Annotated in this window: 24 protein-coding genes and 1 tRNA gene; 9 read left to right on the top strand and 16 right to left on the bottom strand. The window is 64.4% G+C overall.

Features of this window, described 5'->3' with window-relative positions:
• Nucleotides 1–144 precede the first annotated feature (144 nt).
• The 3 genes from ACVWYQ_RS22775 to ACVWYQ_RS22765 all read left to right on the top strand — a co-directional run bounded on the left by ACVWYQ_RS22775 (nt 145) and on the right by ACVWYQ_RS22765 (nt 3,529).
• Nucleotides 145–1,428, top strand: coding sequence for an O-antigen ligase family protein (locus ACVWYQ_RS22775; protein WP_404544878.1), 1,284 nt, complete (start codon nt 145–147; stop codon nt 1,426–1,428).
• Between the two features lie 13 nt (nt 1,429–1,441).
• Nucleotides 1,442–2,464: a glycoside hydrolase family 5 protein gene (locus ACVWYQ_RS22770; RefSeq protein WP_271543407.1), complete on the top strand. Its 1,023-nt coding sequence runs from the start codon at nt 1,442–1,444 to the stop codon at nt 2,462–2,464.
• Nucleotides 2,465–2,689: 225 nt separating this feature from the next.
• Nucleotides 2,690–3,529 (top strand): outer membrane protein, encoded by an 840-nt coding sequence (locus ACVWYQ_RS22765; protein WP_275500466.1) that lies wholly within the window; start codon nt 2,690–2,692, stop codon nt 3,527–3,529.
• Nucleotides 3,530–3,565: 36 nt separating this feature from the next.
• Here the strand turns inward: ACVWYQ_RS22765 and ACVWYQ_RS22760 are convergent, their stop codons facing one another.
• Together ACVWYQ_RS22760 and ACVWYQ_RS22755 are read right to left on the bottom strand one after the other, a co-directional pair.
• A complete protein-coding gene (locus ACVWYQ_RS22760) occupies nt 3,566–4,192 on the bottom strand; it encodes a GNAT family N-acetyltransferase (protein WP_157286008.1) in 627 nt (208 codons plus the stop codon).
• A gap of 96 nt (nt 4,193–4,288) precedes the next feature.
• Complete coding sequence (locus ACVWYQ_RS22755) at nt 4,289–4,924, bottom strand: TetR/AcrR family transcriptional regulator (RefSeq protein ID WP_271543411.1); 636 nt, start codon at nt 4,922–4,924, stop codon at nt 4,289–4,291.
• Nucleotides 4,925–5,242: 318 nt separating this feature from the next.
• On the opposite strand from ACVWYQ_RS22755, the gene ACVWYQ_RS22750 reads away from it, so the two are divergent.
• From ACVWYQ_RS22750 to ACVWYQ_RS22740, 3 genes are read left to right on the top strand one after another with little or no spacing between them, the layout of a single operon-like run.
• Nucleotides 5,243–6,046, top strand: a complete 804-nt coding sequence (locus ACVWYQ_RS22750) for an SDR family NAD(P)-dependent oxidoreductase (RefSeq protein WP_271543413.1) — start codon at nt 5,243–5,245, stop codon at nt 6,044–6,046.
• Between the two features lie 38 nt (nt 6,047–6,084).
• Nucleotides 6,085–7,215, top strand: a complete 1,131-nt coding sequence (locus tag ACVWYQ_RS22745; RefSeq protein WP_404544875.1) for a DUF5938 domain-containing protein — start codon at nt 6,085–6,087, stop codon at nt 7,213–7,215.
• A 57-nt stretch (nt 7,216–7,272) separates the two neighbouring features.
• Nucleotides 7,273–8,811, top strand: a complete 1,539-nt coding sequence (locus ACVWYQ_RS22740) for an AMP-binding protein (protein ID WP_404544873.1) — start codon at nt 7,273–7,275, stop codon at nt 8,809–8,811.
• A 208-nt stretch (nt 8,812–9,019) separates the two neighbouring features.
• Here the strand turns inward: ACVWYQ_RS22740 and ACVWYQ_RS22735 are convergent, their stop codons facing one another.
• From ACVWYQ_RS22735 to ACVWYQ_RS22685, 11 genes are all read right to left on the bottom strand, one after another.
• The gene (locus ACVWYQ_RS22735; RefSeq protein WP_404544870.1) at nt 9,020–9,940 is read right to left on the bottom strand and encodes an FAD binding domain-containing protein; all 921 of its coding nucleotides are present in this window, start codon (nt 9,938–9,940) and stop codon (nt 9,020–9,022) included.
• Nucleotides 9,937–12,624 (bottom strand): molybdopterin-dependent oxidoreductase, encoded by a 2,688-nt coding sequence (locus tag ACVWYQ_RS22730; RefSeq protein ID WP_404544868.1) that lies wholly within the window; start codon nt 12,622–12,624, stop codon nt 9,937–9,939. Before ACVWYQ_RS22730 ends, ACVWYQ_RS22735 begins: the two co-directional genes overlap by 4 nt.
• Complete coding sequence (locus ACVWYQ_RS22725; RefSeq protein WP_404544866.1) at nt 12,621–13,283, bottom strand: TetR/AcrR family transcriptional regulator; 663 nt, start codon at nt 13,281–13,283, stop codon at nt 12,621–12,623. The genes ACVWYQ_RS22730 and ACVWYQ_RS22725 overlap by 4 nt, the downstream gene beginning before the upstream one ends.
• A 365-nt stretch (nt 13,284–13,648) precedes the next feature.
• Nucleotides 13,649–13,921 (bottom strand): BQ00720 family protein, encoded by a 273-nt coding sequence (locus tag ACVWYQ_RS22720; RefSeq protein WP_007598581.1) that lies wholly within the window; start codon nt 13,919–13,921, stop codon nt 13,649–13,651.
• Between the two features lie 50 nt (nt 13,922–13,971).
• A complete protein-coding gene (locus ACVWYQ_RS22715; protein ID WP_025032962.1) occupies nt 13,972–14,397 on the bottom strand; it encodes an Hsp20 family protein in 426 nt (141 codons plus the stop codon).
• A gap of 338 nt (nt 14,398–14,735) precedes the next feature.
• A complete protein-coding gene (locus ACVWYQ_RS22710) occupies nt 14,736–15,824 on the bottom strand; it encodes a sn-glycerol-3-phosphate import ATP-binding protein UgpC (RefSeq protein ID WP_404544864.1) in 1,089 nt (362 codons plus the stop codon).
• A 108-nt stretch (nt 15,825–15,932) separates the two neighbouring features.
• Entirely contained in the window at nt 15,933–16,781 is an 849-nt protein-coding gene (gene ugpE, locus ACVWYQ_RS22705; RefSeq protein ID WP_157285999.1) for a sn-glycerol-3-phosphate ABC transporter permease UgpE, read from the bottom strand.
• Entirely contained in the window at nt 16,781–17,662 is an 882-nt protein-coding gene (gene ugpA, locus ACVWYQ_RS22700) for a sn-glycerol-3-phosphate ABC transporter permease UgpA (RefSeq protein ID WP_157285998.1), read from the bottom strand. The genes ugpE and ugpA overlap by 1 nt, the downstream gene beginning before the upstream one ends.
• Before the next feature lie 49 nt (nt 17,663–17,711).
• Nucleotides 17,712–19,028: a sn-glycerol-3-phosphate ABC transporter substrate-binding protein UgpB gene (ugpB, locus tag ACVWYQ_RS22695; protein ID WP_404544859.1), complete on the bottom strand. Its 1,317-nt coding sequence runs from the start codon at nt 19,026–19,028 to the stop codon at nt 17,712–17,714.
• 327 nt (nt 19,029–19,355) lie between these two features.
• Entirely contained in the window at nt 19,356–20,558 is a 1,203-nt protein-coding gene (locus ACVWYQ_RS22690) for a CaiB/BaiF CoA transferase family protein (protein WP_036009143.1), read from the bottom strand.
• A gap of 177 nt (nt 20,559–20,735) precedes the next feature.
• On the bottom strand, nt 20,736–21,161 hold the full coding sequence (locus tag ACVWYQ_RS22685) for an organic hydroperoxide resistance protein (protein WP_036009140.1): 426 nt from the start codon (nt 21,159–21,161) through the stop codon (nt 20,736–20,738).
• A 155-nt stretch (nt 21,162–21,316) separates the two neighbouring features.
• Between ACVWYQ_RS22685 and ACVWYQ_RS22680 the strand changes: the two genes are divergently transcribed.
• Nucleotides 21,317–21,775 (top strand): MarR family winged helix-turn-helix transcriptional regulator, encoded by a 459-nt coding sequence (locus ACVWYQ_RS22680; protein WP_157285996.1) that lies wholly within the window; start codon nt 21,317–21,319, stop codon nt 21,773–21,775.
• A 4-nt stretch (nt 21,776–21,779) separates the two neighbouring features.
• Here the strand turns inward: ACVWYQ_RS22680 and ACVWYQ_RS22675 are convergent, their stop codons facing one another.
• The 3 genes from ACVWYQ_RS22675 to ACVWYQ_RS22665 all read right to left on the bottom strand — a co-directional run bounded on the left by ACVWYQ_RS22675 (nt 21,780) and on the right by ACVWYQ_RS22665 (nt 22,754).
• The gene (locus tag ACVWYQ_RS22675) at nt 21,780–22,016 is read right to left on the bottom strand and encodes a GIY-YIG nuclease family protein (protein ID WP_271543430.1); all 237 of its coding nucleotides are present in this window, start codon (nt 22,014–22,016) and stop codon (nt 21,780–21,782) included.
• Between the two features lie 157 nt (nt 22,017–22,173).
• Nucleotides 22,174–22,249, bottom strand: a tRNA-Ala gene (locus ACVWYQ_RS22670).
• A 97-nt stretch (nt 22,250–22,346) separates the two neighbouring features.
• Entirely contained in the window at nt 22,347–22,754 is a 408-nt protein-coding gene (locus ACVWYQ_RS22665; RefSeq protein WP_036024433.1) for a TIGR02300 family protein, read from the bottom strand.
• A gap of 158 nt (nt 22,755–22,912) precedes the next feature.
• Between ACVWYQ_RS22665 and aroA the strand changes: the two genes are divergently transcribed.
• Together aroA and cmk are read left to right on the top strand one after the other, a co-directional pair.
• Nucleotides 22,913–24,250 (top strand): 3-phosphoshikimate 1-carboxyvinyltransferase, encoded by a 1,338-nt coding sequence (gene aroA / locus ACVWYQ_RS22660; protein WP_404544856.1) that lies wholly within the window; start codon nt 22,913–22,915, stop codon nt 24,248–24,250.
• Nucleotides 24,247–24,885, top strand: coding sequence for a (d)CMP kinase (gene cmk, locus ACVWYQ_RS22655; protein ID WP_271543432.1), 639 nt, complete (start codon nt 24,247–24,249; stop codon nt 24,883–24,885). Before aroA ends, cmk begins: the two co-directional genes overlap by 4 nt.
• Nucleotides 24,886–24,923 lie beyond the last annotated feature (38 nt).

Genomic DNA, 24,923 nt, shown 5'->3' with positions numbered 1-24,923 from the left:
GACGCCGTTGCGCCTCGCGGCCGCGGCGGGAGAACGGCCCTGGGAATCAGGCCTCGACCGGCCGATGCCCGCGGCAGGCGCGCGTGCGAAGGCGCCCGTGGTGCGCGGTGAGGCAAGATTCGCCGTCCATCAGGCGGTCAGCTCATGACCAGCCTGCACGATTCCGAGGAGGACGACAGCGCGATCTGGCAAGCGCCCGGCGTCGGCGTGGAAAAGCTTGCCAGAATCGTGATGCGTGGCTCGATCACCGTCAACGTGATCGCGTCGATGGGAGTCCTCCAGCCCGCGCTGCTTCCCGCAGAATGGAGCTTCGTGCAACAGGCCGTTGCGCTTCTGATGTGGGTCATCCTGATCTACGCCAGTGCCTTCGTGCGACCCTGCCTGCGCGTGCAGCCAAATCCCGATTTCATCGCGCTGGTCGCATTCTATGCTCTCGCCGCTGTCTCCGTGCTCTGGACCGGCCTCGCCACCGCGGCGATCATGAAGAGCGCGGCCCTCGTGATGACGACTTTCGGTGCGTACTGCCTGATCACGCGGATCGACATCGACGAGATCGTCGGAGCGACGTCGCTGGGGCTCTTTATCTTGGTCGCCGCCTCGGCCCTGTGTGCGGTTTTCGTGCCCGAGATCGGCGTCGATCAGAGCTGGATGCACAACGGCCAGTGGCAGGGAATCTACGAATCGAAGCAGACCCTCGGCTTCATCAGCGCCTATCTGATGTTCTTTGCCTGCTATCAGAAGATGACGGGCCAGGGCTGGACAGTTTTTCTGCTGACGTTTCTCCTGGCATCGACATGCGTCATCGCCTCGGAATCCCGTGGTGCCGGTGCCGTTGCAATCGCCGCCGGTGCACTGCTCATGACCTCGCTATGGTCGATCCGCTGCATGAGGATTTACGCGGTGCTGCCGGTCGTCATGTGCATCCTGGCTGCGCTCCTGATCCTGTATTTCTATGTCACGGGCTACGATTCCATCCACCTCGGCGAATCGACCATCAATCTGACCGAGCGAACCTTCATCTGGCAGTACGCCATCAGCCATTTCGACGATGCGCCGCTGCTGGGCTTCGGCATCAACGGGTTCTGGACGCGCCCTGCGATTTACGACTATTTCAACCAGAACCACGGCTGGGTGCTGGACAATTATCATAGCGGCTACATCGCGGTGGCGATGGAAACGGGATTCCTGGGATACGTGCTGTTCGTGGCGAGCGTCTATCTGTTCTCGGAAAAGGTCCTGTACCTGATCGCCACGCGGTCGATCGACCGTCGCCACTGCGCTCTCATCATCGGATTCGTCGTCCTCAGCTTTCAATCGAATTTCACGGAGACGATGTTCCTTCGCTCGACGATGTTCACCTCGGTGCTGCTCGTCGCATTCTTCTTCGCGGTGTGCAGGCCGGTGCCACAGCAAGGCCTGCAGCAATGATGGGGCAGGCAGGATGAATGCCATCTGCGTCCGCTGGTCGGTAGCTTTCGGCCTCGCCTTGGCGCTGTCCGTGCTTGGGATCCGCTTTCCGGCCGAGGCAAAAGCGCAAGGCCACGCGCCCGCTCCCCCGAAATTGGGTCGCGGCATCAACATCCTCGGCTATGACGGCATTTGGGAGGGAGGCCGGAACGCGCCATTTCGTCTGGACAACCTCACCGCGATCAGGCGCGCCGGCTTCTCGCACGTCCGGATCAATTTCTTCGGCTTCAAGTTCATGGACCCGGAGAATGCGCTGGACGAGATCGTCTTGAGGCGGCTCGATGCGGTGATCGAGGAGGTGCTCGCCCGAAATCTCATCCCCATCCTGGACGAGCACGATACCCATATCTGTCAGCGCGACGTCTCCGAGTGCGCCGGGAAGCTGAAAGCGTTCTGGACGCAAATCGCCGCGCGCTATGCCGGAAAATATCCGAGGCTCGTCTTCGAGGTGCTCAATGAGCCGGGCGGGCAGATGACGTCCGCCGCCTGGAACGCCCTCCTGAACGAATGTCTCGGCATCATCCGCGCCACCAACCCCCGGCGGCCGGTGATCGCCGCGGTCCTCAACGTCGACGAGATGCCCGTCGAGGACCTGGTCCTGCCGCCGGATGACCGAAACATCATCGTCACGTTTCACTATTACGCGCCGATCCGCTTCACCCATCAGGGCGCACCGTGGTCGCCGACGTTCTCGCAAATAGGCCCGCTTGATTGGGGCACGCCGGAGGACGAACGGAAGGCGCGCGCCGATTTCGACAAGATCCGGTCCTGGTCCGAACGGGAAAAGCGTCCGATCTATCTCGGTGAGTTCGGCGTGTACGAGGCCGCGCCAGCCGAAGCACGGACGAGATATCTGTCGTTCGTGGCGCGAAGCGCGGAGCGGCTCGGCTGGGCCTGGGCCTATTGGCAATTCGATCATGATTTCGCAGCCTTCGACAGCGCGCGTCAAAGCTGGAAGCCGGAGATCATGCGGGCGCTGATTCCGGCGGGGCGCTGAGGCGGCGGGCGTGACCTGAACTCAGCCGCGCCGGCGTGAAGCCATCCGACGATCGGATAGTTCAGCCTGGAGCGCCGTCATCAAGCTTAAGGCGCCGTGTCGCGTTGTGTTCAGACAGTACTGAGTTACCAAATGTGTCGGAGTGTTGCTGTCCGAATACAGCGCGCGGAAGTCGGCCGATGTACCTTGCCGAAGATTTCTATGCTGATTGCTTTGGGGTGATGAATGAAACGACTGCTGCTGGCGACGTCGGCTCTGATTCTCGCAGGCTCTGCTCAAGGTGCCGATCTGGGAGCTCGTCCCTACACGAAAGCGCCGGTTGCGGCGGCCGTGCCTTTCAGTTGGACCGGCTGCTATATCGGAGGTCACGTCGGCGGCGGTGCGAGCCGAACGGGCTTCACGGATCCCGGCATCGGAACGGGGGCGGTCATCGCGCCTGCAATGACCATAGGCAATGTGCCTGGTGATCGCATTGGGGTAAACGGAGACGTCGGAGTTGTCGGAGGCATTCAGGCTGGTTGCGACTACCAATTTGCCAGCAACTGGGTGATCGGGATTGCCGGCGATTTCACGGCCACCGATCTTCACGGCACCGCCAACGATCCCTTCTTTGCCGGAAAGACCGGTGCGCCCGCCACTCTGTCGAGCCGCACCGACTGGGTCGCCAGCGTCACGGGTCGGATCGGCTACACATGGGATCGCTTGCTCGTTTACGGCAAGGGCGGCGTCGGGTTTGCGCATGACCGGTACAATCTGAACAATTTCGCGACGATTGGCGGCTTCGTTTGTCCCGGTGTGGGATTCCTCGTTTTTGAGCCCTGTAATTCCAGCGCCAGCACCGATCGTGTCGGTTGGGTGGCAGGTGCCGGTGTCGAGTGGGCCTTCGCCCCGAACTGGTCGGCCTTGATCGAGTACACTCACTACGGCTTCGACAGCAAGCGCGTGGGGTTCGCCAATCCAGTCGCCGCCACCACCGCGTTGATCGATATTCGTCAGGACATCGATATCGTGAAGGTGGGCATCAACTATCGGTTCGGCGGGTCACCCGTCGTCGCGAAGTACTGATTGACCGCTTAAGCAGACAAAGGGAGCGGCCGGGGCTCAACCTCGCGCCGCTTCCATGCGATTCACGATCCGCTGTCCGATCGGGCTCTTCAACCAGGCCTGGAAACCGGGCCGGTCCCAGGTCATCCGACGCAGCGCCAGAAGCGATCCATCTGTGTGCGATCGCACCGGTTTTTCGGGTTCGGGCTCGAGCGTCCATCCGAGCTTCGACAGATATTGAATGGTCGTCTGATTGCGCTCCAGCACGAAGGCGCGGATGCGGCTCAGCTTGAGATCGTCGAATACGAACCTGAGCAGCGGAATGAAGGTGTTCACCGTCGCTCCGGAATTGCGGTGCTCCTTTTCTCCGATCACGGCGCTGACGAGCGCCTCGCTCGCCGCCGCGTTGATGTCGAGGCGGATGAAGCCGACATGGATGCGGCTGCCACGCTCGAATATCCCGAGCAGGAGCCGTTCGCGCTGATCGAAGGATTTGATGTAGTCGGCGATCTCCGCCTTGGTCATCGCACGCGGTGACGTGTTGAGGACATGCACCGTCCAGGGATCGGACAACCAGTCCGCCCAGCGCTGCGAGGCGTCATCGCGCTTTATGGTGCGCAGAAAATAGCGCCCGGCCGGAAACCACAATTGCTGCTTGGGCAGACGTTCGACTTTCGGCGGCATGCCGCATCTAAGCAGTTTCGAGTCGGACGATCAATTTGGATGGCGCAACGTGCAGCTCTCGAGCGGCGACGCCGTCGTGGGCGCCGCTTCCGCGCTTCAGCAGACCGTCGGCAGCAGGCGCCGGACTTCGTCGAGCAGTTCGGGGACCGCCCTCTTGTCACCCGAGAGGTGCTTGAGCAGCGCACTCTGGAATAGACCGTCGAACAGCGCGTAGAGCGCGCCTGGCGACGACGCCGGCCGCTTGCCGCCGAGCTCGGCATAGCGAGAGGCAATGCGCCAGATCATCGCTTCCAGGCTCTTGTCGATCTCGAGGACATCCTTGCGAAACGCCGCCTCGAACATCGCCTGCGAGCGCAAATCGTACCAAAGCCGGTGCATGCGGGCTTCGTTCTGCAGCGTTGCTGCGAGCTTGGCGAGGAAGCCCTCCGTCAATTCGTCGCGGCTCGTTGCTGTCGCGACGACCTCGTCATAGCGCGTCACGCACTTGGCCTTGTAGTGGCGAACGCAGCAGCAGATCAGGTCGAGCTTGTCGCTGAAATAATAGTGGAACACGCCGTGCGTGAACGCCGAGTTCTGCGCGATCTCCCGCAGGCTGGTCCGGGCGAAGCCGAGCTCTCCAAGCGTTTCGAGCGCTGCCTCGGCAAGCTCGATGCGTCGCGCGTTGAACTTGTCGTCCCGCACGATCTCCGCCACGGCCTCTCGCTTCGCCGCTCCTGTCGCTTGCCGCGCCATCGTCGCGCTGTCTCCCGTCTCTTGGTCACCACGATCACGTCGTCGGTCATCGTCTACAGACCATCCTCTTTGACAACTGTCAAATTTTTTCCTTGACAACTGTCAAGTTCCGGGAGGAGTGTGCGCGCCAAGAAATTTGGACAGTCGTCAAGACGCCAGCAAATGGAGGAAATGCACCCACCGGCGCCGCGCCGCCGGAACGGACTCGCATGCCGTTGCGCAAACCGCGCCGGCACCGTGCTGCCAATGCCAGCACGCACCGATCATCAGCGAACAGATCAGTCCAAAAGATCAGTCCAAGCAAAGGGAGGACGTGCGATGAGTGAGAAGAGCCTTGATGGCCGCAAAGCCCTGGTCACCGGCGGAGCCCGCGGGATAGGAGCGGCGATTGCAGAAGCACTGGCGCGCTCCGGTGCGGCGGTCATGATCGGCGACATTCTCGATGACGTCGGCAAGGACAGCGCCGGCCAGATCGCCAGGCTCGGTGTGAAGACCGGCTTCGTGCATCTCGATGTCGCCGACGATGCGCAGTGGGAGAAAGCGACTGCTGCGACGGTCGCCACCCTCGGCGGCTACGACATCCTCGTCAACAATGCCGGCATCGAGATCACGTCGCTGGTCAGCGAGATCAGGGCCGAGGATGCGCGGCGGATGTGCGACGTCAACATCGTCGGCACCGTGCTCGGCATGAAGCACGCCTTCCGCGCGATGCGGCCGGGCGGAGCGGCGGGCAAAGGCGGCGCGATCGTCAATATCGCGTCTGTCGCGGCGACGATCGCCTTCCCGAGCATCTCGGTCTATTCCGGTACGAAATCCGCGGTCGATCGCATGACACGGGTCGCTGCGATGGAGGCCGGCAAGCTCGGTTATGGCGTGCGCGTCAACTGCATCTATCCCGGCTTGATCCCGACCGACATGGGCCTGCAGCTGGCCAACGACATCGTCAAGATCGGTCTCGCGCCCGACGTCAACGCCGCGGTCGGCTCGGTCGTGGAGCAGACGCCGCTCGGCAAGCTCGCGGAGGTCGGCGACATCGCCAATGCTGCGGTGTTCCTGTGCTCGAACGAAGCCCGCTTCATCACCGGCATCGGACTGCCGGTCGATGGCGGCATGGGAATGTGAGCTGCAAACCCGACAACGAACATTTCGGAGGAACGACAATGAGCGCGAAGAAGCCCGTCATCGTCTATGGCGCGTCCGGCTACACCGGCCGGCTGGTCTGCGAATACTTACGCGAGTACAACATCCCCTTCATCGCCGCCGGACGCAGCGCGGAGAAGCTCAACGCCGCAATGAAAGCGAATGTGGCCGGCATCGAGACCGCCGACTACGAGGTGGTGGAAGTGCCGCACACCGTGAGCGCACTGACGGAGTTGTTCAACGGCGCCTCGGTGGTGCTCAACACCGTGGGCCCCTTCGCCAGGTTCGGCGGCGAGGTGGTGCAGGCCTGCTGGGCGTCCCGATGCCACTACACCGACACCACCGGCGAGCAGGACTGGCTGATCACGCTCGAGCAGGAATGGGGTACGAAGTTCGCCAATGCCGGCCTGCTGCTCGCGCCGGGCATCGCGCAGATGTACACCACCGGCGAGATTGCCGCGCAGCTGTGCCTGGAGACGCCCGGCCTCGACACGCTCGATATCGCCGTGTTCTGGGGCGGCAGCCCGACCATCGCCTCGACACAGACCATCCTGGTCAACGCCGCGATGGCAAAGGCCTACTATCTGGAGCAGAACAAGTATGTCGAGCATCAGGTGGATGCCGGCCTCTACAACCTCGCCATCCCCGGCCAGCATGAGCTCGCACTGGCGCTGCCCTGGGGCGGCACCTCGCACCCGGTGTGGTTCAAGCGCGATCCGCGTGTCGCCAACGTGAAGGTGCTGGGCGGCGTGTTCAACCGCGCGCTAATGCTGGGCGTGCCGCAGATCGTCGCCGCCGCGCTGGAGGCGACCAAGGACATGAACCCCGACGACCGCTACGCCGCATTGGCGCAGACCGCCGCCGGCGTGATGAACACCATGCCGCCCCGCGAAAACCCGCGCGTCAACAAGTCGCTGGATTCGGTGCATGCCTCCGGCCCATTGGGGCGCGCGCACTGCGTCATCAGCGGCAACAGCAATTACAAGCAGACCGGCTTGTTGCAGGCCTATGCCGCGGCGCACCTGCTGCAGCAGCCGCCCAAGCGCGTGGGCTTCGCCTCCGGTTGCCAGGCGTTCGGTCACCACGAGCTCCTCGGGCAGCTGCGCAGCTTCGGGCTGGTCAGCAGACCGATCCTCACCGTGAACGACTGAGCAAGATCACGGGTGGCGCGGCCGCGCGCCACCCGCCAGCTGCTTCCGGGATTGATCATGCGCTTCATCGATTACCTCGACAAAGGTGCCTCGCTGGGCGCTGATGCGCCGTGCCTGACCATGGACGGTCGCGATCTCAGCTATCGCGAGGTGCAGCAGCTGAGCTACCGCGTCGCGCGCGGGCTCGCGCGATCGGGTATTGCTGCCGGCGAGAAGGTCGCAATCCTTTCCGGCAACGATCCGGTCGCGTTTGCATGCGTGTTCGGCATTTCCCGGGCGGGCTCGGTTTGGTGCCCGATCAATCCGCGCAACGAGGCGGCCGAAAACCGGCTCGTCCTCGACCAATTCGACTGCAGCCTGCTGCTGTTTCATTCAAGCTTCGCGCCGATGGTCGAGGCGGTGCGGGCGGAGCTGCCGAAGCTGCGTGTCCTCGTCTGCCTCGATCGCGAACTGCCCTTCGCGCCCTCGTTCGACAGCTGGCTCGCTAGCCTTCCGATCGACCAATATCAACGCGAGACGGTCGACGATCTCGCGATGATTCCCGGCACCGGCGGCACCACCGGAAAGCCGAAGGGGGTCATGCTGTCGGGTCGCAACATCGAGGCCATGACGGCACTGACGCTGATGGGCTATCCCTTCAAGGGTCGTCCGGTCTATCTCGCGCTCGCGCCGTTGACTCATGCGGCCGGTGTGCTGTGTTTCCCGATCATGGCGCTCGGCGGCCGCATCGTGATCATGCATCGCCCTGACATCGCCGAATTTCTCGATTTGATCGAGTGCTACCATGTCACGCACACCTTCCTGCCGCCGACATTGATCTACATGCTGCTCGATCATCCCAAGCTCCACTCCGCGAAGCTCGGGTCTCTGCAATGCTTCTGGTACGGCGCGGCACCGATCTCGGCCGCACGGCTTGCGGAGGCGCTGCGGCGCATCGGGCCCATGGCGCAGTTGTTCGGTCAGACTGAAGCGCCGATGATGATTTCGATGATGGCACCTGACGAGCATTATAATGCCGATGGAACTATCGCGATGGAGCGCCTCGCCTCGGCGGGGCGGATCAGCCCGTTGGTGCAGGCCGGCATCATGGATGGCGACGGCAATTTGCTGCCGACCGGTTCTCGCGGCGAGATCGTGGTTCGCGGCTCGCTGGTGATGCAAGGCTATTACAAGAATCCCGAAGCCACGGCGGAGGCCTCCGCGCATGGCTGGCACCACACCGGCGACATCGGCTACATCGACGACGATGGCTACCTCTACATCGTCGATCGCGCCAAGGACATGATCATCACCGGCGGGTTCAACGTCTACTCGATCGAGGTCGAGAACGCGCTGCGGGCGCATGAGGCGGTCCAGGATTGCGCCGTGATCGGCCTCGCCGACGCGAAATGGGGTGAGCGTATCGTCGCCGTGGTGCAGCCCCGTGCCGGCCAGAGCGTCGACGCGACGGCGCTGGCGGCGTTCGTCAAGCAGCGGATCGGCAGCGTCAAGACACCGAAGCAGATCGAAGTCTGGGACGATCTGCCGCGGTCCAAGGTCGGCAAGGTGCTGAAGCCGGATATCCGCGCGCGGCTGGCCGGCCGCTCAGGCGGTTAGAGCGTGATGGGTGTAGGTTGAATCGATCGCCACGTGCTCGGTGCAAACCTCTCCCGCTTGCGGGAGAGGTCGCGCCGAAGGCGCGGGTGAGGGCTTTCTCCTCTTGCGGGCTATCCCACTGCGGAAACACCCTCTCCCCAACCCTCTCCCGCAAGCGGGAGAGGGGGCGCACTTATGTTGTAGCAATCAAACCTGGTCTCATCACTCTCTAGCCCGAAAGCCGCTCCAGCACGTCGCGCACCAGCCCTTGCAGGAGATCGAGCTTGTAGGCCGTCATCGGCAATGGCTTGGCACCCGAGCTCGCCGCTTTCGCCGCTTCTGCGATCGATGCCGCATTGGCAACCTTGCCGCTGAGCTGGACCTCCACGGCGGTGAGGCGGAGCGGCACGGGCGCGACGCCGCCTGCAGCGAGACGCACGAGCTCGAACTTGCCGCCGGCGATGACGACGCGGGCGCAGAGCTCCACCAGCGGCCATTCCGCATAGGTCCGGCTGATCGCCCGCTTGTAGGACGCGCGCTCGCCTTGAAGCGGAGCAGGAAGCGCAATGCTCTTGATCATCTCGCCTGCTGCGAGCGTATGATCGGCGTGCGCGACCGAGCCGTCGCCGAGCAGGCCGGCAATCGTCAATCCGCTGCGCCGGTCGGTGGTGATGGTCGCATCATAGGCGAGCAGAGCCGCCGCCATGGTCGAGGGATGCGGCGCGACGCAGGCGCCGAGATCGAAGGCAACGCCATAGAGATGATTGCCGGACCGGGCAGGGCAGGTGCTGCCGCCTTTCTTCAGGCAATCGATGTCGGCCCGGCGGAAATACCAGCAGCGTGAACGCTGCGCGAGATTGCCGCCGAGCGTTGCAACCTGGCGCACCTGTGGCGTGGCCAGCCCTTGCGCGCTCGCCGCAATACCGGGATAGGCGGCGGCGATGCGCGCGTCGGCCGCGATCGTGCCGATGGTGGTGAGCGCGCCGATCTGGGCTGCTCCGTCGGCGTCCCAGCTGATCGTCTTGTCGCCGGCGCCCGAGATATCGATCAGCATTCCCTGCGACACGCCGCTGCGGCGGCGTTCGCTGAAGTCGGTGCCTCCGGCGCGGAATTCAGGCGTGGGATTGGCGGTCATGACGGCGACACTCATGCTGCATCCCTCCCTTTCAGCGCGGCCACAAGACGATCGGGCCGGAACGGAATTTCAGTCAGTCTCACGCCGATCGCATCGCGGATGGCGTTGGCGATCGCGGGCGAGGTCGGCACGGTGGCGACTTCGCCGATGCCGACGCTGCCGCCCGGCACATGCTCGAAACCGGCTTCGTCGAAATGCACCTCCAGTTTCGGCATGTCGGCAATCCCTGGGATGCGGTAATCCTCCATGCTGCCGCTCAGGACGTGGCCGCTCAAGAGATCGGTCTCCCGCGACTCATAGAGTGCGTAGCCGATGCCCTGGATCACCGCGCCCGCGGCCTGGCTTCGGGCCAGCGCCGGCGCGGCGAGCTTGCCGACCGCGAGGCCCGTATAGGCGTTGAGCACGCGCACATGGCCGAGCCAGGTATCAACCTCGACTTCCATCACCTGCACCGAGCTCGGCACGCCGGCGCCGACCACCATGTGGCTCATCAGACGCAGCACCCAACCGAACACCCGGCCCATGATGCCCGCCTCGTGCAGCGCGGGCCTGACGCCGGGCGGCGGCTTGCCGTCCTCCTGGCGTCTCGCCGACACGGCGATATCAGGGGAAGCCGCGATCATCTCGCGCCACGGCGCGTTCGAGCCCGGAGCAGGTGTGCGAGACGCGGTGCGCTTGATTTCCGCTTTCAGCTTCTCGATGGCGAGCAAGGTCGGCGGCACCACCGAGGCGGTGACGCGGCTGCCGCCGGAGCCCGGTCCCCGGGGCAGGCTGGAGCGGCCGATGCGAACGTCCACATCCTGCGGCTCGAGATCGAACGCCTTCGCGACGGTGTTGGCGATCACGCTGCGCGTGCCCGTGCCGATATCCTGTACCGCGCAGCTTGCGACGATGCGGCCGCCCTTGATCGCGAGTTCGACCGAGGAGCCGGTCTGCCAGAGATACAGCCAGTAGCCGGTGGCGACGCCGACGCCGCGCCGGTAGCGGCCGGTTTGCGAGGCGGCCGGCTTGCGGTTCTTCCAGACGTCGAGGCCGGCAGCCCAATCGTACAATCGCTGGCGGTTGGGATCGGGGTCCCAGAGCTTGCGGAGGTGAATCGGATCCATCTTCATGCGCAGCGCCGCTTCGTCGACCGCCTGCTCTAGCGCAAACGACATCGGCGGACCGCCGGGGCCGCGGAACGGCGCGCCGGGCGGCAAATTGCTGAGCACGTCGAAGTCGACGAGCTCCTTGGCTTCGGCCGGATAGATCAGCCGCGCCAGACCCGCGATCAGCGAGTTCACGGCGGCGCCGGTGTCGGCATGGGCGGTGAGCGACAGCGCCTTGAGGCGGCCTTCCGCCGAAGGCAGCAAGGACAGCTTCAGCTCGGCGGCCGGACGATAGCCGGTGACGGAAAGCTCCTCTTCACGATCGAAGGCAACACGCACCGGCGCCTTCGCGGCGCGCGCAAGCTCGATCGCGGCGATGGTCTCCAGCCCCAGGCTGCCCTTGGAGCCGAATCCGCCGCCGACATGATCGGCGATCACACGCACCTTGTCGTGCGGAAGGCCATAGCGCTTGGCGATCTTCTCCATACTCTCGTGGATGGCCTGGGTCGAGATGTGCACAATGAGCTGATCGCCATCGAACCTGGCCACGGCGGCATGTGGTTCGAGGCTTGCGTGCTGTTGCGTCGAGACGCGGAAGGTTTCCTCGACCAGCAGCGGATTGCGTTGCTGGCGCGCCTCGTCGAGCCAGCTCCTGGCCTGCTTGGCCTTTTGCGAGAACGGCGCCGAAGGCCCGCGCACATTGCCCTTCCACGACACCGGAGCGCCGCCTGCGCCCTCGGACACGTTGCCGGCACGCTTGCGGTCCTTCTTTTCGAACACGACCGGCGCATCGTCGCGTCGCGCTGCATCGAGCCCGATCACGGCGGGCAAAGGCTCGGGCTTGAAGGTGATCGCGGCGATTGCCTTCAGTGCGGTGCGGCGATCCTTGGCCGCGACGGCTGCAATCGGCGCACCGACGAAGCGGACCATGTTGTCATCGTCGAGCAGCGGAACGACCGCGGCAACACCGGCCATGGCGCGCGCCGGCGCCAGATCAAGCCCGGTGATCCTCGCATGCGCGACGTGCGCGCGCAGGATGACGCCTTCGAGCTGGCCGTCATGGTGGATGTCGACCGTGTAGCGGGCGAGGCCCGTCACCTTGTCGCGGGCTTCCAGCCGCGGCGCAATGGGTTCGTTGCCGTCGAAGCGACCCGAACAAGCCTCCGCTACCGCGCGAAAAATGCCTTCATAGGCGCCGCAGCGGCAGAGATGCCCTGAGAGCGCGGCGGCGATCTCCTCGCGCGAGGGTGTCGCCGCGCCCTTGGTCGCGCGCCAGCCGTCATGGAAGGCGGCGGCTTCGACGACGAAGCCGGGCGTGCAGAAGCCGCATTGCAGGGCGTCGTGCGCCATGAACGCCTTCTGCACCGGATGCAATCCGGCGCTACCTATGCCCTCGATGGTCGTCAGCGATTTGCCGGCGGCCGCCTGCGCCGGCAACAGGCAGCTCACGACCGGCGTGCCGTCGAGCAGCACGGTGCAGGCGCCGCAGACGCCGGAGCCGCAGACGAGCTTGGTGCCGGTGAGGCCGCCGTCGCGGATCACGTCGATCAAGAGCGCATCCGGATCGTCCGGTAGCACCAGAGGCCGTCCATTGATGGTCGTGCTGGTCATTTTCGAACTCCCGTTTTGCGGAGGGACTTCTTTGCCGACGGCGCCATCGCGCCGGCGATCAGCATGCGCAGCATGGTCTCGAGCTGCTTCAGGAACGCGTCGACCGGCTGCATGGCGGGGAAAGCGGATTTGGTGCCGTGGATCGCCATCTCGACGCAGCGCGCGAGCTCGCGCACGCTGACGCCGCTTTCGAGCTTGAGCTTTCGCTTGCGGCACACCCGCGTGATCGTGGTTGCGATCTCCTCGGTGAACCGGCTGGAATAGCTCTGGTAGAGGTCGCGCGCCTGCGCGAGGTGCTCGGAAAACAGCTCTTCGGTGTGGGGCGAATCCTTGAGCGAAGCGAGCAGCGACTGCATCCGCGCGCCGATCTCGGCGACCAGGATGTCGGCAAGCTCGAGGCCGGATTCTTCCGCCGCCTTCGCGGCCGCGATTTCGGCAGCGAGCCCCTGCGCGTAGATCCGCTCGAGCACGGCGCGAAACAGCGCCTCCTTGGAGGCGAAGTGATGATAGAGCGCCTGCCGCGTCAGTCCGGCTTCCTCCGCCGCCTGCTCGATCGAGGAGCGGCGGAATCCGTGGCGCCGGAACACGCGCAAGGCGGCGTCGAGGATCCGGTCCTGGGGAGGGGCCTTGGCCTGCATTTTGTCAGATTTGACAAACACGAACGAAATGTCAAATCACGGATTGATGACGGTCTCGTGCGCGGCAAAAGGCAAGGCTTCCCCGCACATCGCATTTGAATTTCGAAAGGCCGTCATGCCCGGGCTTGTCTCGGGCATCCACGTTCTTTGCGCTACGTGGAAAGGCGTGGATGGCCCGGACAAGCCCGGCCATGACGCTGTGGACACAGTCGGTGTCCCAGCCACGACTAACATGCGATTGCCCTGCGCACGCGGGCGGGGACGTCGCCGAATCCCGGTTGGCTGCCGATGGCGACGCGAACACCTCGCCGCCCAATTGAAAACGGGCACGCCTTCCTGCGAAGGCATGCCCGTTTGAAACTCTCTTCCTGCGATGCGCGCGTGCTTTAGTGCACGCTCACGGCCTGCAGCTCGTTGCTCCAGGCGTTGGCGATCGCGGCTTCGCGGCTGTCGGTCAGCATGATCGGCGTGCCGTCGGCGGCGTGGAGCGCGAAAAGCTTGAGGCCCGGCGCGATCTTGGGCGCCTCGGGGAACAGGCCCGGCACGTCCTCGGAGCGGATCTGCTTCACATAGGCGATATGGCCTTCGCCCAGGGTTGCCAGCGTCTCCGGAGAGACGTTCTTGGCTTCGTATTCGAACGCAACGTGACCTTCACTCATGGTCTCGACTCCTCTGGAACACTAAGCGGTCGAGTCCGCTACTCGTTCCATTATTCGTGCTCATTGATAGCGATTGTCTTAACGATCCGCTCCGGTTCAGGCCGGGCCAGATCGATCGACAACAACCCGTTCTTCAGATCCGCACCCAGCACCAGCATCCCCTCCGCCAGCACGAAGGTGCGCTGGAAGTGGCGCGCGGCGATGCCGCGATGGATGTATTGCCGGGATTTGTCGTCCTGCTGCCGTCCGCGGATCACGAGCTGGTTTTCCTCAATGGTTACATCGAGTTGGTCGCGCGTAAATCCGGCGACCGCCAGCGTGATGCGCAAACGCTCGGGCTGGCCGTCCGTGCGGTCGCACCTCTCGATATTGTAGGGAGGATAACCGTCGGCGCCTTTGACGACCCGATCGAGCACGCGCTCGATCTCGTCAAAGCCCAGCAGGAAGGGACTGGAGAGCGTTGGAACACGAGACATAGTTTACAAAGTCCTCGCAGAAGCGACTTTGGTGTGTCGGGGCCCGTCGTGGCACCCCTTGATCAGCAATATGGGCATGTTCCCCTGTGGGTTCAAGCAGGTAGCCGGGAGGCTGTGGACGGGCCGATTCCGCCTTCGATAGGCTCGACATGGCCTCAGCTGCGTCATGGCCGGGCTTGTCCCGGCCATCCACGACCTTGCTTGGCAGCACCGAGAGCGTGGATGCCCGGGACAAGCCCGGGCATGACGGATCCGCGAGAATTCTCCAACGAAAACAAACCCCCTTCTACTGTGCATGGGGTTGTTTTCGCACTTTTGTCGTCGGGCCCCGGAGCCGCTCAGCTCTTAAGCCGCGTCCGCCCGTCGTCACTGAACAGATGCAGCTTGGCCCGCACCGCCGCGACCCGGATCCTCGCGCCGATGGCGGGCGCCTGGGTTCCGGGAATGCGGACGATGACCTCACCGGGTGGCAGCTCGCCGGGCGTGGCGGCGACGCGCTGGTCCTCCTGCTCGCGGGAGCCGTAGACGAAGGTCTCGGCGCCGACGCGCTCGATCGCTTCGACGGTGAGCGGCAAGGCGACGCCGCCGGCCGGGACTTCGTCGGTGATGACAAAATCCTCTGGGCGGATGCCGACGATGCCGGCGTCGGCTGCGGCGCTGCCGGCGAGCTGCGACCGGATCTCCTCGGGCCGCGTCGACATCAGGTTCATCGGCGGTGCGCCGATGAAGGAGGCGACGAAGGTCGTGGCCGGCTTCTCGTAGATATCAAGCGGATTGCCGACCTGCTCGACCTGGCCGCCGTTCATCACGACAAGAATGTCGGCGAGCGTCATCGCCTCGAGCTGGTCATGGGTGACGTAGATCGACGTCGTGTTGAGCCGGCGCTGCAATTTGCGGATCTCGACCCGCATCGCGATGCGCAGCTTGGCGTCGAGATTGGAGAGCGGCTCGTCGAACAAAAACACTTTCGGCTGGCGCACGATGGCGCGGCCCATGGCGACGCGCTGGCGCTGGCCGCCGGAGAGCTGGCGCGGCTTGCGCTCCAGCATGGCGGAGAGCTCGAGCACGCGCGCGGCTTCTTCCACGCGAGTCTTGATCTCGGCCTCGGCCATGCCACGGTTACGCAGGCCATAGGCCATGTTGTTGTAGACGCTCATATGCGGATAGAGCGCGTAGTTCTGGAACACCATCGCGATGTCGCGATCGGCGGGCTCGACCTGGTTGACGACGCGGCCGCCGATGTCGATCTCGCCGCCGGTGACCGTCTCCAGTCCCGCGACCATGCGCAGCAGCGTGGACTTGCCGCAGCCGCTTGGTCCGACCAGCACGCAGAACTGTCCGTCGCCGACATCGACGTCGACGCCCTTGATGGCCTCGAAGCCGCCGGGATAGGTCTTGCGGACGCTGCGCAGGGTGACGTTAGCCATGGGTTGCACCGGCGAATAGCGAGTAGGGAATGGCGAATGGGGACTTGTTAGCACGCAAGGCGGACGCAGCGACCCCATTCGCCACTCGCCATTCACTATTCGCCATCTTCACTTTTCCGTCTCGACCAGGCCGCGCACGAACAATTTCTGCATGGCGACGACGACGACCACCGGCGGCAGCATGGCCAGCACGGCGGTTGCCATCACGATCGGCCATTCGGTCAGCGCGTCGGTGGTGGTGATCATCTTGCGGATGCCGATCTGGATGGTCTGCATGTCGTCGCGCGTGGTGATCAACAGCGGCCAGAGATACTGATTCCAGCCGAGGATGAACAGGATCACGAACAGCGCCGCCATGTTGGTGCGCGACAGCGGCAAGAGCGTATCCCAGAAGAAGCGGAAGGGGCCGGCGCCGTCGATGCGCGAGGCTTCCAGCAATTCGTCCGGCACCGTCATGAAGAATTGGCGGAACAGCAGCGTCGCGGTGGCCGATGCGATCAGCGGCAGCGACAGGCCGGCATAGCTGTCGAGCATGTGCAGGTCGGCGACGATCTTGTAGGTCGGATAGATGCGCACCTCGACGGGCAGCATCAAAGTGATGAAGATGATCCAGAAGATCGCCATCCGGAACGGAAAGCGGAAATAGACGATCGCATAGGCGGAGATGATCGAGACCGCGATCTTGCCGAGCGCGATCAGCATCGCCATCACCAGCGAGTTCAGCATCATGTTGCCGACCGGCTCGCGGGTGGAGCCGCTCGTGCCGATGAAGATCGTCTTATAGTAGGTTTCGAGAAAATGGCCACCCGGCAGCAGCGACATCTGCCCGTTGGCGATCACCGCGTTGTCCTGGGTTGAGGCCACGAAAGCGAGATAGACCGGGAACGCGACGATCGCGATCCCGATCCAGAGGATGATATGGGCAATGTAGCGCCGAAAGCCTTCTTCCTCGACCATCAGTAGGTCACCTTGCGTTCGACGAAGCGGAACTGGATGCCCGTCAGCACGATGACCATGATCATCAGGATCACCGATTGCGCCGCGGAGCTGCCGAGGTTGCCGCCGAGCAGGCCGTCGGTATAGACCTTGTAGACCAGCGTCTCCGTCGACTTGCCCGGACCGCCGCGGGTCATGGTGTCAATGATGCCGAACGTGTCGAAGAAGGCGTAGACGATGTTGACGACCAGCAGGAAGAAGATTGTCGGCGACAGCAGCGGGAAGATCACGGTCCAGAACCTGCGCATCGGGCGGGCGCCGTCGATCGCAGCCGCCTCGATCACGCTGCGCGGGATGCTCTGGAGGCCGGCGAGGAAGAACAGGAAGTTGTAGGAGATCTGCTTCCAGGCGGCCGCCATGATGATCAGGGCAGCTGCCTGATTGCCGTCGAGCAGCGGATTCCAGTCGATACCTAGGGTGCGCAAGTAGCGCGCGAGCACGCCGAGCGAAGGGTGCAGCATGAAGATCCAGAGCACACCGACGACCGGCGGCGCCACCGCATAGGGCCAGATCAGCAGCGTGCGGTAAAGCGTGCCGCCACGCAGCGGCTTGTCGGCCATGACCGCGAGCAGCAGCGCGAATGACAGCGACGAGATCGCGATGGCGAACGAGAAGAAGAAGGTGCGGACGATCGCCTCGAAATAGGCGCGCTCCTTGAACAGGTCGATATAGTTCTCGAACCAGACGAAGCTGGTTGACAGGCCGAAGGCGTCCTGGAGCAGGAAGGACTGGATCACCGCCTGCAAGGCCGGCCAGTAGAAGAATATCAGGACGATCGCGAGCTGCGGCGCAACCAGCGCATAGGGCAATAGCTTCGATTGGAAAATGGCTTGCTTTTGCATGATGCCTGCGGGGGCGGCAGGCCGGTTGACCGGCCTGTCGCTTGTCGCCTTACTTCACGGCGGTCTTTTCGAACTGGCGCAGCATGGTGTTGCCGCGCTCGACGGCCGCGTCCAGCGCCTGCTTGGCCGTCTTCTTGCCGGCCAGCGCCTGCTCGATCTCTTCCGCCCAGACGTCACGGAGCTGCACCATGTTGCCGAGGCGCAGGCCGCGCGAGTTCTCGGTCGGCTCCTTGTTGGTCAGCTCGAGCAGCGGCGTTTCCAGATAGGGCTGGTCCTTGTAGAAGCCATCCGCCTTGGCCTTGTCATAGGCCGCCTTGGTGATCGGCAGATAGCCCGAGGCCTTGTGGATGTAGACCTGGCGATCGGTGTCCGAGAGGAAGGAGAAGAATTTGGCGACGCCCTTGTAATCGTCCGCCGGTTTGCCGCCCATCACCCAGAGCGAGGCACCGCCGATGATCGAGTTCTGCGGCGCGCCCTTGGCGTCGGGATAATAGGGCATCGGCACCGCAGTGAAGGCGAACTTGGCCTGCGCCTTCACGTTGCCGAAGAACGCCGACGAGGTCAGGTAGAGCGGGCATTCGCCCGACGTGAAGCGGCCTTCGCCGGTGTTGGTGCGGCCGGCATAGTCGTAGGTCTTGTCCTTCTGGAGCTCGACCAGATTTTCGAGATGCTTGACCTGGAGCGGACCGTTGAAGGACAGCACGGTGTCGAAGCCGTCGAGACCGTTTGCCTTGCTGGCGAGCGGCACGTTGTGCCAGGCGGAGAGCTGCTCGAGATTGACCCAGGTGACCCAGGAGTTGGAGAAGCCGCAAGTGGCGTGGCCGGCCGCCTTCAGCTTCTTGGCGGCGTCGAACACTTCGGGCCAGGTCTTCGGGATCTCGACATTCGCTTTCTTCAGCGCGTCGAGGTTGACCCACATCACCGTCGAGGACGAGTTGAAGGGGAAGGACAGCATCTCGCCCTTCGAGGTCGAGTAGTAGCCGGTGATCGCGGGCAAGTAAGCCTTCGGATCGAACTTCTCGCCTGTCTCGGCCATCAGCTTGTAGACCGGCTTCACTGCGCCGGTCGCGGCCATCATGGTGGCGGTGCCGACCTCGAACACCTGCATGATGTGCGGCGCGTTGCCGGCGCGGAACGCGGCGATGCCGGCGTTCATCGTGTCGGCGTAGTTGCCCTTGTAGGTCGGGATCACCTTGAAGTCGCTCTGCGTGGCGTTGAAGTCGTTGGCGAGCCTGACGATGACGTCGTTGTTGGCGCCGGTCATCGCGTGCCACCACTGGATTTCGGTCACTGCGAGTGCCGGCGAGACGCCGAGACCAATTGTGAGTGCGACGGCCGCCGCCGCGCCAAAATGTCGAAGAGCCATCAAGAAAACCTCCCTTGCCCGTCACTAAAGAAGCGCTTGCGCTAGCAGCGCCACATGACGTTCACATGACTGTGTAAGCGGGACAAACGAAAGCAGCAAGCGCTGCCAAATGGGAAGTCGTCAAATAGGCCAAGACGGAGCCGTCAGCCGACTCCGTTCGCGCTGCACATGCGTGCGCGCGCCGCAGTGCGGCATTGAGATGAGGCACTATCGCGCCGGGTGAGGGTTCTATCCTCTAGGGGATTGTCCCGGTGCGGAGACACCCTCTCCCCAACCCTCTCCCGCGAGCGGGAGAGGGAGCGCACCACCGTTGACGCTCGCCTTAGCTCAGCGTTTCCGCTCGGGACCGCAGACCGTGCCCTTTTCGACCATCGCGTCGATCTCGGCCTTGGAGTAGCCGAACTCGCCCAGCACCTCGGCCGCGTGCTGGCTGAATTTCGGCGGCACGCGGCGCAGGCTCGGCTTGCTGCGGTCGAGCCGGATCGGCGAAGCCACGCCCTTGTACCAGTCCTTCTCGATAATATCGCCACGCGCGATCGTGTGCGGGTTGGTCAACGCCTGGTCGATCTTCTGCACCGGCCCCGCGGGCAGGCCGGCCGCGAGCAGGCGGTTGCACAGCGGCTCGGCCTCGTGCTGGCTGAACACGGCGGCAAGCTCGGCGCGCAGCGCCTCGCGATTGGCGATGCGGTCCTTGTTGCGGGCAAAGCGTGGATCGGTGCCGAGCTCGGGCTTGCCGATCTCTTTCGCCAGCTTGCGGAAGGTGCCGTCATTGCCGACGCCGATGAAGATGTTGTCGGTCTTGGTCGGGAAGATCGCGTAAGGGACGAGGTTCGGATGCTCGTTGCCGGTGAGACCAGGCGGCTTGCCATGCATGAAATAATTCGCGGTGTGCGGATGCATGATGGCGAGGCCGGTCTCGTACAGCGTCGTCTCCAGGAACTGGCCCTTGCCCGACCGCTGCCGCTCCGACAGCGCCATCAGGATGCCGATCGCCGCATAAAGTCCGGTGGTGATGTCGACCAAGGGCACGCCGATCCGCATCGGCCCGCTCTCGGGCGAGCCGGTCGCCGCGATCATGCCGGTCATGGCCTGGATGATGGCATCATAGCCGGGGTTGCCGCCGCGCGGGCCGTCGGCGCCGAAGCCGCAGATCCGGCAATGCACGAGGCGGGGATATTTCTTGCTGAGGACGTCGTTGCCGATGCCCCATTTCTCCAGCGTGCCCGGCTTGAAATTCTCGATCAGGACGTCGGCGGTCTCCAGCATCTTGAGCAGCACGATTCGGCCGCCCTCGGAGGCGAGGTCGAGGCCGATCGAGCGCTTGTTGCGGTTGATGCCGACGAAATAGGCCGCATCCTCTTCGTGGAACGGAGGGCCCCATTCGCGCACCTCGTCGCCCGCGGGCGGCTCGACCTTGATCACGTCGGCGCCGTGGTCGGCGAGGATCTGGGTGCAGTAGGGACCGCCGAGCACGCGCGTGAGATCGATGACGCGCAGTCCGCTCATGGCGCCCGTTGCTGCTTCAGTCATGCCTTCGCTTCCCTGTGTCGATCATTGGATCACAGGCCTAGCGAGGTTTGTTTGCGCCAGCAATGGCGCCGAGCGTGGAGCCGTATGCGCCGCCGTGCAGCCATGCCGCGGGGTGGCAAATTTCCTCGTAAGTGGCCGGCCCGAGGAGGCCCCGGGCCAGCCGATCCGCGCTGCCGATCAGACCACCGTCAGGCGAACGTCAACGTTGCCGCGCGTGGCATTGGAGTACGGGCACACCTGGTGCGCCTTCGCCACCAGCGCCTCGGCATCTGCACGGGCAAGGCCCGGCAGCGAGACCGCAAGGTCGATATCGAGGCCGAAGCCGCCCTCGGAGCGAGGGCCGATGCCGACGGTCGAGGTGACCGAGGCATCCGCAGGCACCTTCGGGCCGCCCTGCGAGGCCACGAACTTCATCGCGCCGATGAAGCAGGCGGCATAGCCGGCCGCGAACAGCTGCTCGGGATTGTTGCCAGCGCCGCCGCCACCGCCGAGCTCCTTCGGCGTGGTGAGCTTGACGTCGAGCGCGCCGTCGAGGGTCGCAGCATGGCCGTCGCGGCCGCCGGTGGCCTTGGCGCTGGTCTTGTAGAGGACGTTCACAGACATTTTCGTCTCCTCGGGTCTTTCCGGGTTGGGGTGCAAGCTTTATCGCAGACAATTAGATTGCGCGCAATCTAATTCGTCGCGCCTCACATTTAATTGTTCGCAATTGAATGTGCCGCCGGCCGGGCCCAGAATGAGAGAAACGCGCGAGATTCGTCATGGCCCGGAAATCAACGGTGGTAGACCCGCTTCGCCTCGACAACCAGATCTGCTTTGCGGTCTATTCCGCCACGCACGCCTTCAACCGCGTCTACAAGCCGCTGCTCGATCGGCTCGGCCTGACCTATCCGCAATATCTGGTCATGCTGGTGCTGTGGGAGCGGGACGACGTGCCGGTCAAGGAGATCGGCGAGAAGCTGTTCCTGGATTCGGGCACGCTGACGCCGCTGCTCAAACGGCTCGAGGCTGCCCATCTCGTCAGGCGCACCCGCTCGCGCGAGGACGAGCGCCAGGTCCTGATCGCCCTGACGGCGCAGGGCCATGCGCTGAAGGAGAAGGCGCGCAACGTGCCGCAATCGATCCTGGCGGCGTCGGACTGCTCGGTGTCAGAACTGGTCGCGATGAAGGACGAGATCGTGGCGCTGAGGGATCGGCTGAATGCGGTGATCGGGGAGTAGGGGGCTAAAGCCGCTTCTTGGCGAAGGCGCGGCCTGATGCCGACTTCAAGTACTTTTCGAATGCGACGGCCTGCTTCTCGTCGCTGAATGCGACGTAAGTCTTGAGCCGCCAAGGTCCGTATTTCGAAGTGTGGGGCACCTCGCCAGCATTGTGCTTTGTCAGTCGGGCGCGGAGGTCGTCGGTGATCCCGACGTAGAAATGGAGGGAATCGAGGCTCTCCAAGATGTAGACGTACTTCATCGCACTCCCCCCGGTTGTCGAAGAGAGTTTACACCCGCCCTTGTTTTGCTGAAGCCCGGCTTCGCCCTTCGGGCTACGCCGCGGCAGCCTTCGCTAGCTTCGCCACGAGGGAGCGGAGCTGGCTTGCCGAGCCGAAGCTGGCGAAGCCAGCGAAGGCTGGTGGAGCCAGGCGGGATCGAACCGCCGACCTCTTGCATGCCATGCAAGCGCTCTCCCAGCTGAGCTATGGCCCCTTAGTCCAGATGGGAGGATCCTGGGGGACCCGTCCCGGCCGGCGAGCGCTCTAGGCGACTCGCGCGGTGCACCCTTTTTCACAGATCAGGGCTGATCTCAAGTCTCTTCATCACCGCCGACATCACCAATGATGTCGGTCACGTCCTCATCGCCCTCTTCCTCGTCGGCAATGAAGGTCGAATCGTCGTCATCATCGTCGTCGAGGGTCTCGTCGACCTCGATATCGTCCTCCGATTCGGGCACGACCGCCTTGACCTTGCCGGTGTTCTCCTCGGCATCGGCCTCCTCGAGCGAGACCAACTCCTCGGCCTCCGCCGGCTCCGGCGCGTTGTCCTGGGCCATGTTGCGGGCCTCGGCGGCACGGGGGCCGCGGGCAGGAGCGACCGGGGCGATCGGCACCACTTCGCCGGTATAGGGCGAGATCACCGGATTCTTGTTGAGGTCATAGAACTTCTTGCCCGTGGTCGGGCAAATACGTTTGGTTCCGAGTTCGGACTTGGCCACGGCAGGAATCCTGGGAATGTCTGAAAAGCGGTGCTTCACTTGGCTAGTTGGCGGCCCGCTGTCAATAGCGCATTACGGGAGAACGACATGCCCGTGACGGGGCGCGGACCATGTGGTACCTGCGCGCCAGCCCACCGGGCCTATTCAAGGACACAATCTTGACCCATTCCGACCAACCGAGGCCGCTCCAGTCTCGCGCCAGCGGTCCCCTGACCGGGAAAGTACGGGTGCCCGGCGACAAGTCGATCTCCCACCGCGCCCTGATCCTGGGCGCGCTGGCGGTCGGCGAGACCAGGATTTCGGGCCTGCTCGAGGGCGAGGACGTCCTCAACACCGCCAAATCGATGCAGGCGCTGGGCACCAGGGTCGAGCGCACCGGCGATTTCGCCTGGACTGTCAACGGCGTCGGGGTCGGAGGCTTCGCCCAGCCCAAGGCAGCACTGGATTTCGGCAATTCCGGCACCGGCTGCCGGCTGGTCATGGGCGCCGTCGCCGGCTGCCCGATTTCGGCGGTGTTCGACGGCGACGCCTCGCTGCGCAGTCGTCCGATGCGCCGGATCCTCGATCCCCTGGAAAAGATGGGAGCCAGGGTCACCGCCGGCGGCGAGGGCGGGCGCCTGCCGCTGACCCTCCAGGGCGCGCGCGACCCCCTGCCGATCGTCTACAAGACCCCTGTCGCCTCGGCCCAGATCAAATCCGCCGTGCTGCTGGCGGGCCTCGCCGCTCCCGGCACCACCACGGTCATCGAGACCGAGGCCAGCCGCGACCACACCGAGCTAATGCTGAAGCATTTCGGCGCCGACATCACCTCGGTCCAGGAAGGCCGGCACGGCCGCCGCATCACGCTGGTGGGCCAGCCCGAGCTGCATGGCGCCAATGTCGTGGTGCCCGCCGATCCCTCTTCGGCCGCCTTCCCGATCGTCGCGGCGCTGATCGCGGAGGGCTCCGATGTCGTGCTGTCCGACGTCATGACCAATCCGCTGCGCACCGGGCTGTTCACCACGCTGCGCGAAATGGGCGCCTCCATCGAGGAGAGCGAAGTGCGCGGCGATGCCGGCGAGCCGATGGCGCGCTTGCGCGTGCGGGCGTCGAAGCTGCGCGGCGTCGAGGTGCCGCCCGAGCGCGCGCCGTCGATGATCGACGAATATCTGGTGCTGGCGGTGGCGGCGTCGTTCGCCGAAGGCACCACGATCATGCGCGGCCTGCAGGAGCTGCGTGTCAAGGAATCCGACCGGCTTGAAGCCACGGCCGCCATGCTGCGCGTCAACGGCGTCAAGGTCGAGGTCTCCGGCGACGATCTGATCGTGGAGGGTCGCGGCCACGTCCCGGGCGGCGGCACTGTCGCCACCCATATGGACCATCGCATCGCGATGTCCGCGCTGGTGATGGGCTGCGCCTCCGATCAGCCCGTGACCGTCGACGACACCGCCTTCATCGCCACCAGCTTTCCGGATTTCATTCCGATGATGCGTTCGCTAGGGGCCGAGTTCTCATGATCATCGCCATCGACGGGCCCGCGGCTTCGGGCAAGGGGACGCTCGGCAAGCGTCTCGCCCACCATTACGGCTATCGTCATCTCGATACCGGCGTGATCTATCGCGCGGTCGCCTATGCCCTGATGCAGTCGGGGCACGATCTCAACGACGAGGCGGCTGCGGTGCAGGCCGCGCTGGAGCTCGATCCCGAAAAGTTCGGCAATCCTGCGCTGAAGACCCAGAAGGCCGGCGAGGGTGCCTCGATCGTCTCGGCAATCCCTCGGGTTCGCGAGGTTCTGGTCAATTTCCAGCGCCAGTTCGCGGCCGATCCGCCCGGCGCCGTGCTCGACGGCCGGGATATTGGAACCGTGATCTGTCCCCATGCCGACGTGAAGATCTTCGTGGTCGCCGACCCCAGGGTCCGCGCGCGGCGCCGCACCATGGAGGCCAAAGCGCGGGGCGAGGAGGCGGACGAGGCGGCCGTGCTCGCCGACATCCTCCAGCGTGACGAACGTGACAAGAATCGGTCGATTGCGCCTTTGAAACCGGCCCCGGATGCTTACTTGCTAGATAACTCCCAACTGGATATAGAAGGCGGCGTCCGGGCCGCCATCGACATTATCGAGGCTGTCCGAGCGGGCCGGTCGCGGGGTTAAGCCGCCGCCGTCATTGGAGGAAGTGCCCGCTCCCGCTC

This window comes from Bradyrhizobium sp. USDA 3397 (genome assembly GCF_054060965.1).
Note: the sequence above shows the minus strand (reverse complement) of the source record. Positions and strands in the feature narration are given on the sequence as shown.

Excerpts from the sequence above, each read along its gene's own strand:
- ACVWYQ_RS22775 (WP_404544878.1), top strand. The coding sequence starts at position 145 with ATGACCAGCCTGCACGATTCCGAGGAGGACGACAGCGCGATCTGGCAA.
- ACVWYQ_RS22770 (WP_271543407.1), top strand. The coding sequence starts at position 1,442 with ATGAATGCCATCTGCGTCCGCTGGTCGGTAGCTTTCGGCCTCGCCTTG.
- ACVWYQ_RS22765 (WP_275500466.1), top strand. The coding sequence starts at position 2,690 with ATGAAACGACTGCTGCTGGCGACGTCGGCTCTGATTCTCGCAGGCTCT.
- ACVWYQ_RS22760 (WP_157286008.1), bottom strand. The coding sequence starts at position 4,192 with ATGCCGCCGAAAGTCGAACGTCTGCCCAAGCAGCAATTGTGGTTTCCG.
- ACVWYQ_RS22755 (WP_271543411.1), bottom strand. The coding sequence starts at position 4,924 with ATGGCGCGGCAAGCGACAGGAGCGGCGAAGCGAGAGGCCGTGGCGGAG.
- ACVWYQ_RS22750 (WP_271543413.1), top strand. The coding sequence starts at position 5,243 with ATGAGTGAGAAGAGCCTTGATGGCCGCAAAGCCCTGGTCACCGGCGGA.
- ACVWYQ_RS22745 (WP_404544875.1), top strand. The coding sequence starts at position 6,085 with ATGAGCGCGAAGAAGCCCGTCATCGTCTATGGCGCGTCCGGCTACACC.
- ACVWYQ_RS22740 (WP_404544873.1), top strand. The coding sequence starts at position 7,273 with ATGCGCTTCATCGATTACCTCGACAAAGGTGCCTCGCTGGGCGCTGAT.
- ACVWYQ_RS22735 (WP_404544870.1), bottom strand. The coding sequence starts at position 9,940 with ATGAGTGTCGCCGTCATGACCGCCAATCCCACGCCTGAATTCCGCGCC.
- ACVWYQ_RS22730 (WP_404544868.1), bottom strand. The coding sequence starts at position 12,624 with ATGACCAGCACGACCATCAATGGACGGCCTCTGGTGCTACCGGACGAT.
- ACVWYQ_RS22720 (WP_007598581.1), bottom strand. The coding sequence starts at position 13,921 with ATGAGTGAAGGTCACGTTGCGTTCGAATACGAAGCCAAGAACGTCTCT.
- ACVWYQ_RS22715 (WP_025032962.1), bottom strand. The coding sequence starts at position 14,397 with ATGTCTCGTGTTCCAACGCTCTCCAGTCCCTTCCTGCTGGGCTTTGAC.
- ACVWYQ_RS22710 (WP_404544864.1), bottom strand. The coding sequence starts at position 15,824 with ATGGCTAACGTCACCCTGCGCAGCGTCCGCAAGACCTATCCCGGCGGC.
- ugpE (WP_157285999.1), bottom strand. The coding sequence starts at position 16,781 with ATGGTCGAGGAAGAAGGCTTTCGGCGCTACATTGCCCATATCATCCTC.
- ugpA (WP_157285998.1), bottom strand. The coding sequence starts at position 17,662 with ATGCAAAAGCAAGCCATTTTCCAATCGAAGCTATTGCCCTATGCGCTG.
- ugpB (WP_404544859.1), bottom strand. The coding sequence starts at position 19,028 with ATGGCTCTTCGACATTTTGGCGCGGCGGCGGCCGTCGCACTCACAATT.
- ACVWYQ_RS22690 (WP_036009143.1), bottom strand. The coding sequence starts at position 20,558 with ATGACTGAAGCAGCAACGGGCGCCATGAGCGGACTGCGCGTCATCGAT.
- ACVWYQ_RS22685 (WP_036009140.1), bottom strand. The coding sequence starts at position 21,161 with ATGTCTGTGAACGTCCTCTACAAGACCAGCGCCAAGGCCACCGGCGGC.
- ACVWYQ_RS22680 (WP_157285996.1), top strand. The coding sequence starts at position 21,317 with ATGGCCCGGAAATCAACGGTGGTAGACCCGCTTCGCCTCGACAACCAG.
- ACVWYQ_RS22675 (WP_271543430.1), bottom strand. The coding sequence starts at position 22,016 with ATGAAGTACGTCTACATCTTGGAGAGCCTCGATTCCCTCCATTTCTAC.
- cmk (WP_271543432.1), top strand. The coding sequence starts at position 24,247 with ATGATCATCGCCATCGACGGGCCCGCGGCTTCGGGCAAGGGGACGCTC.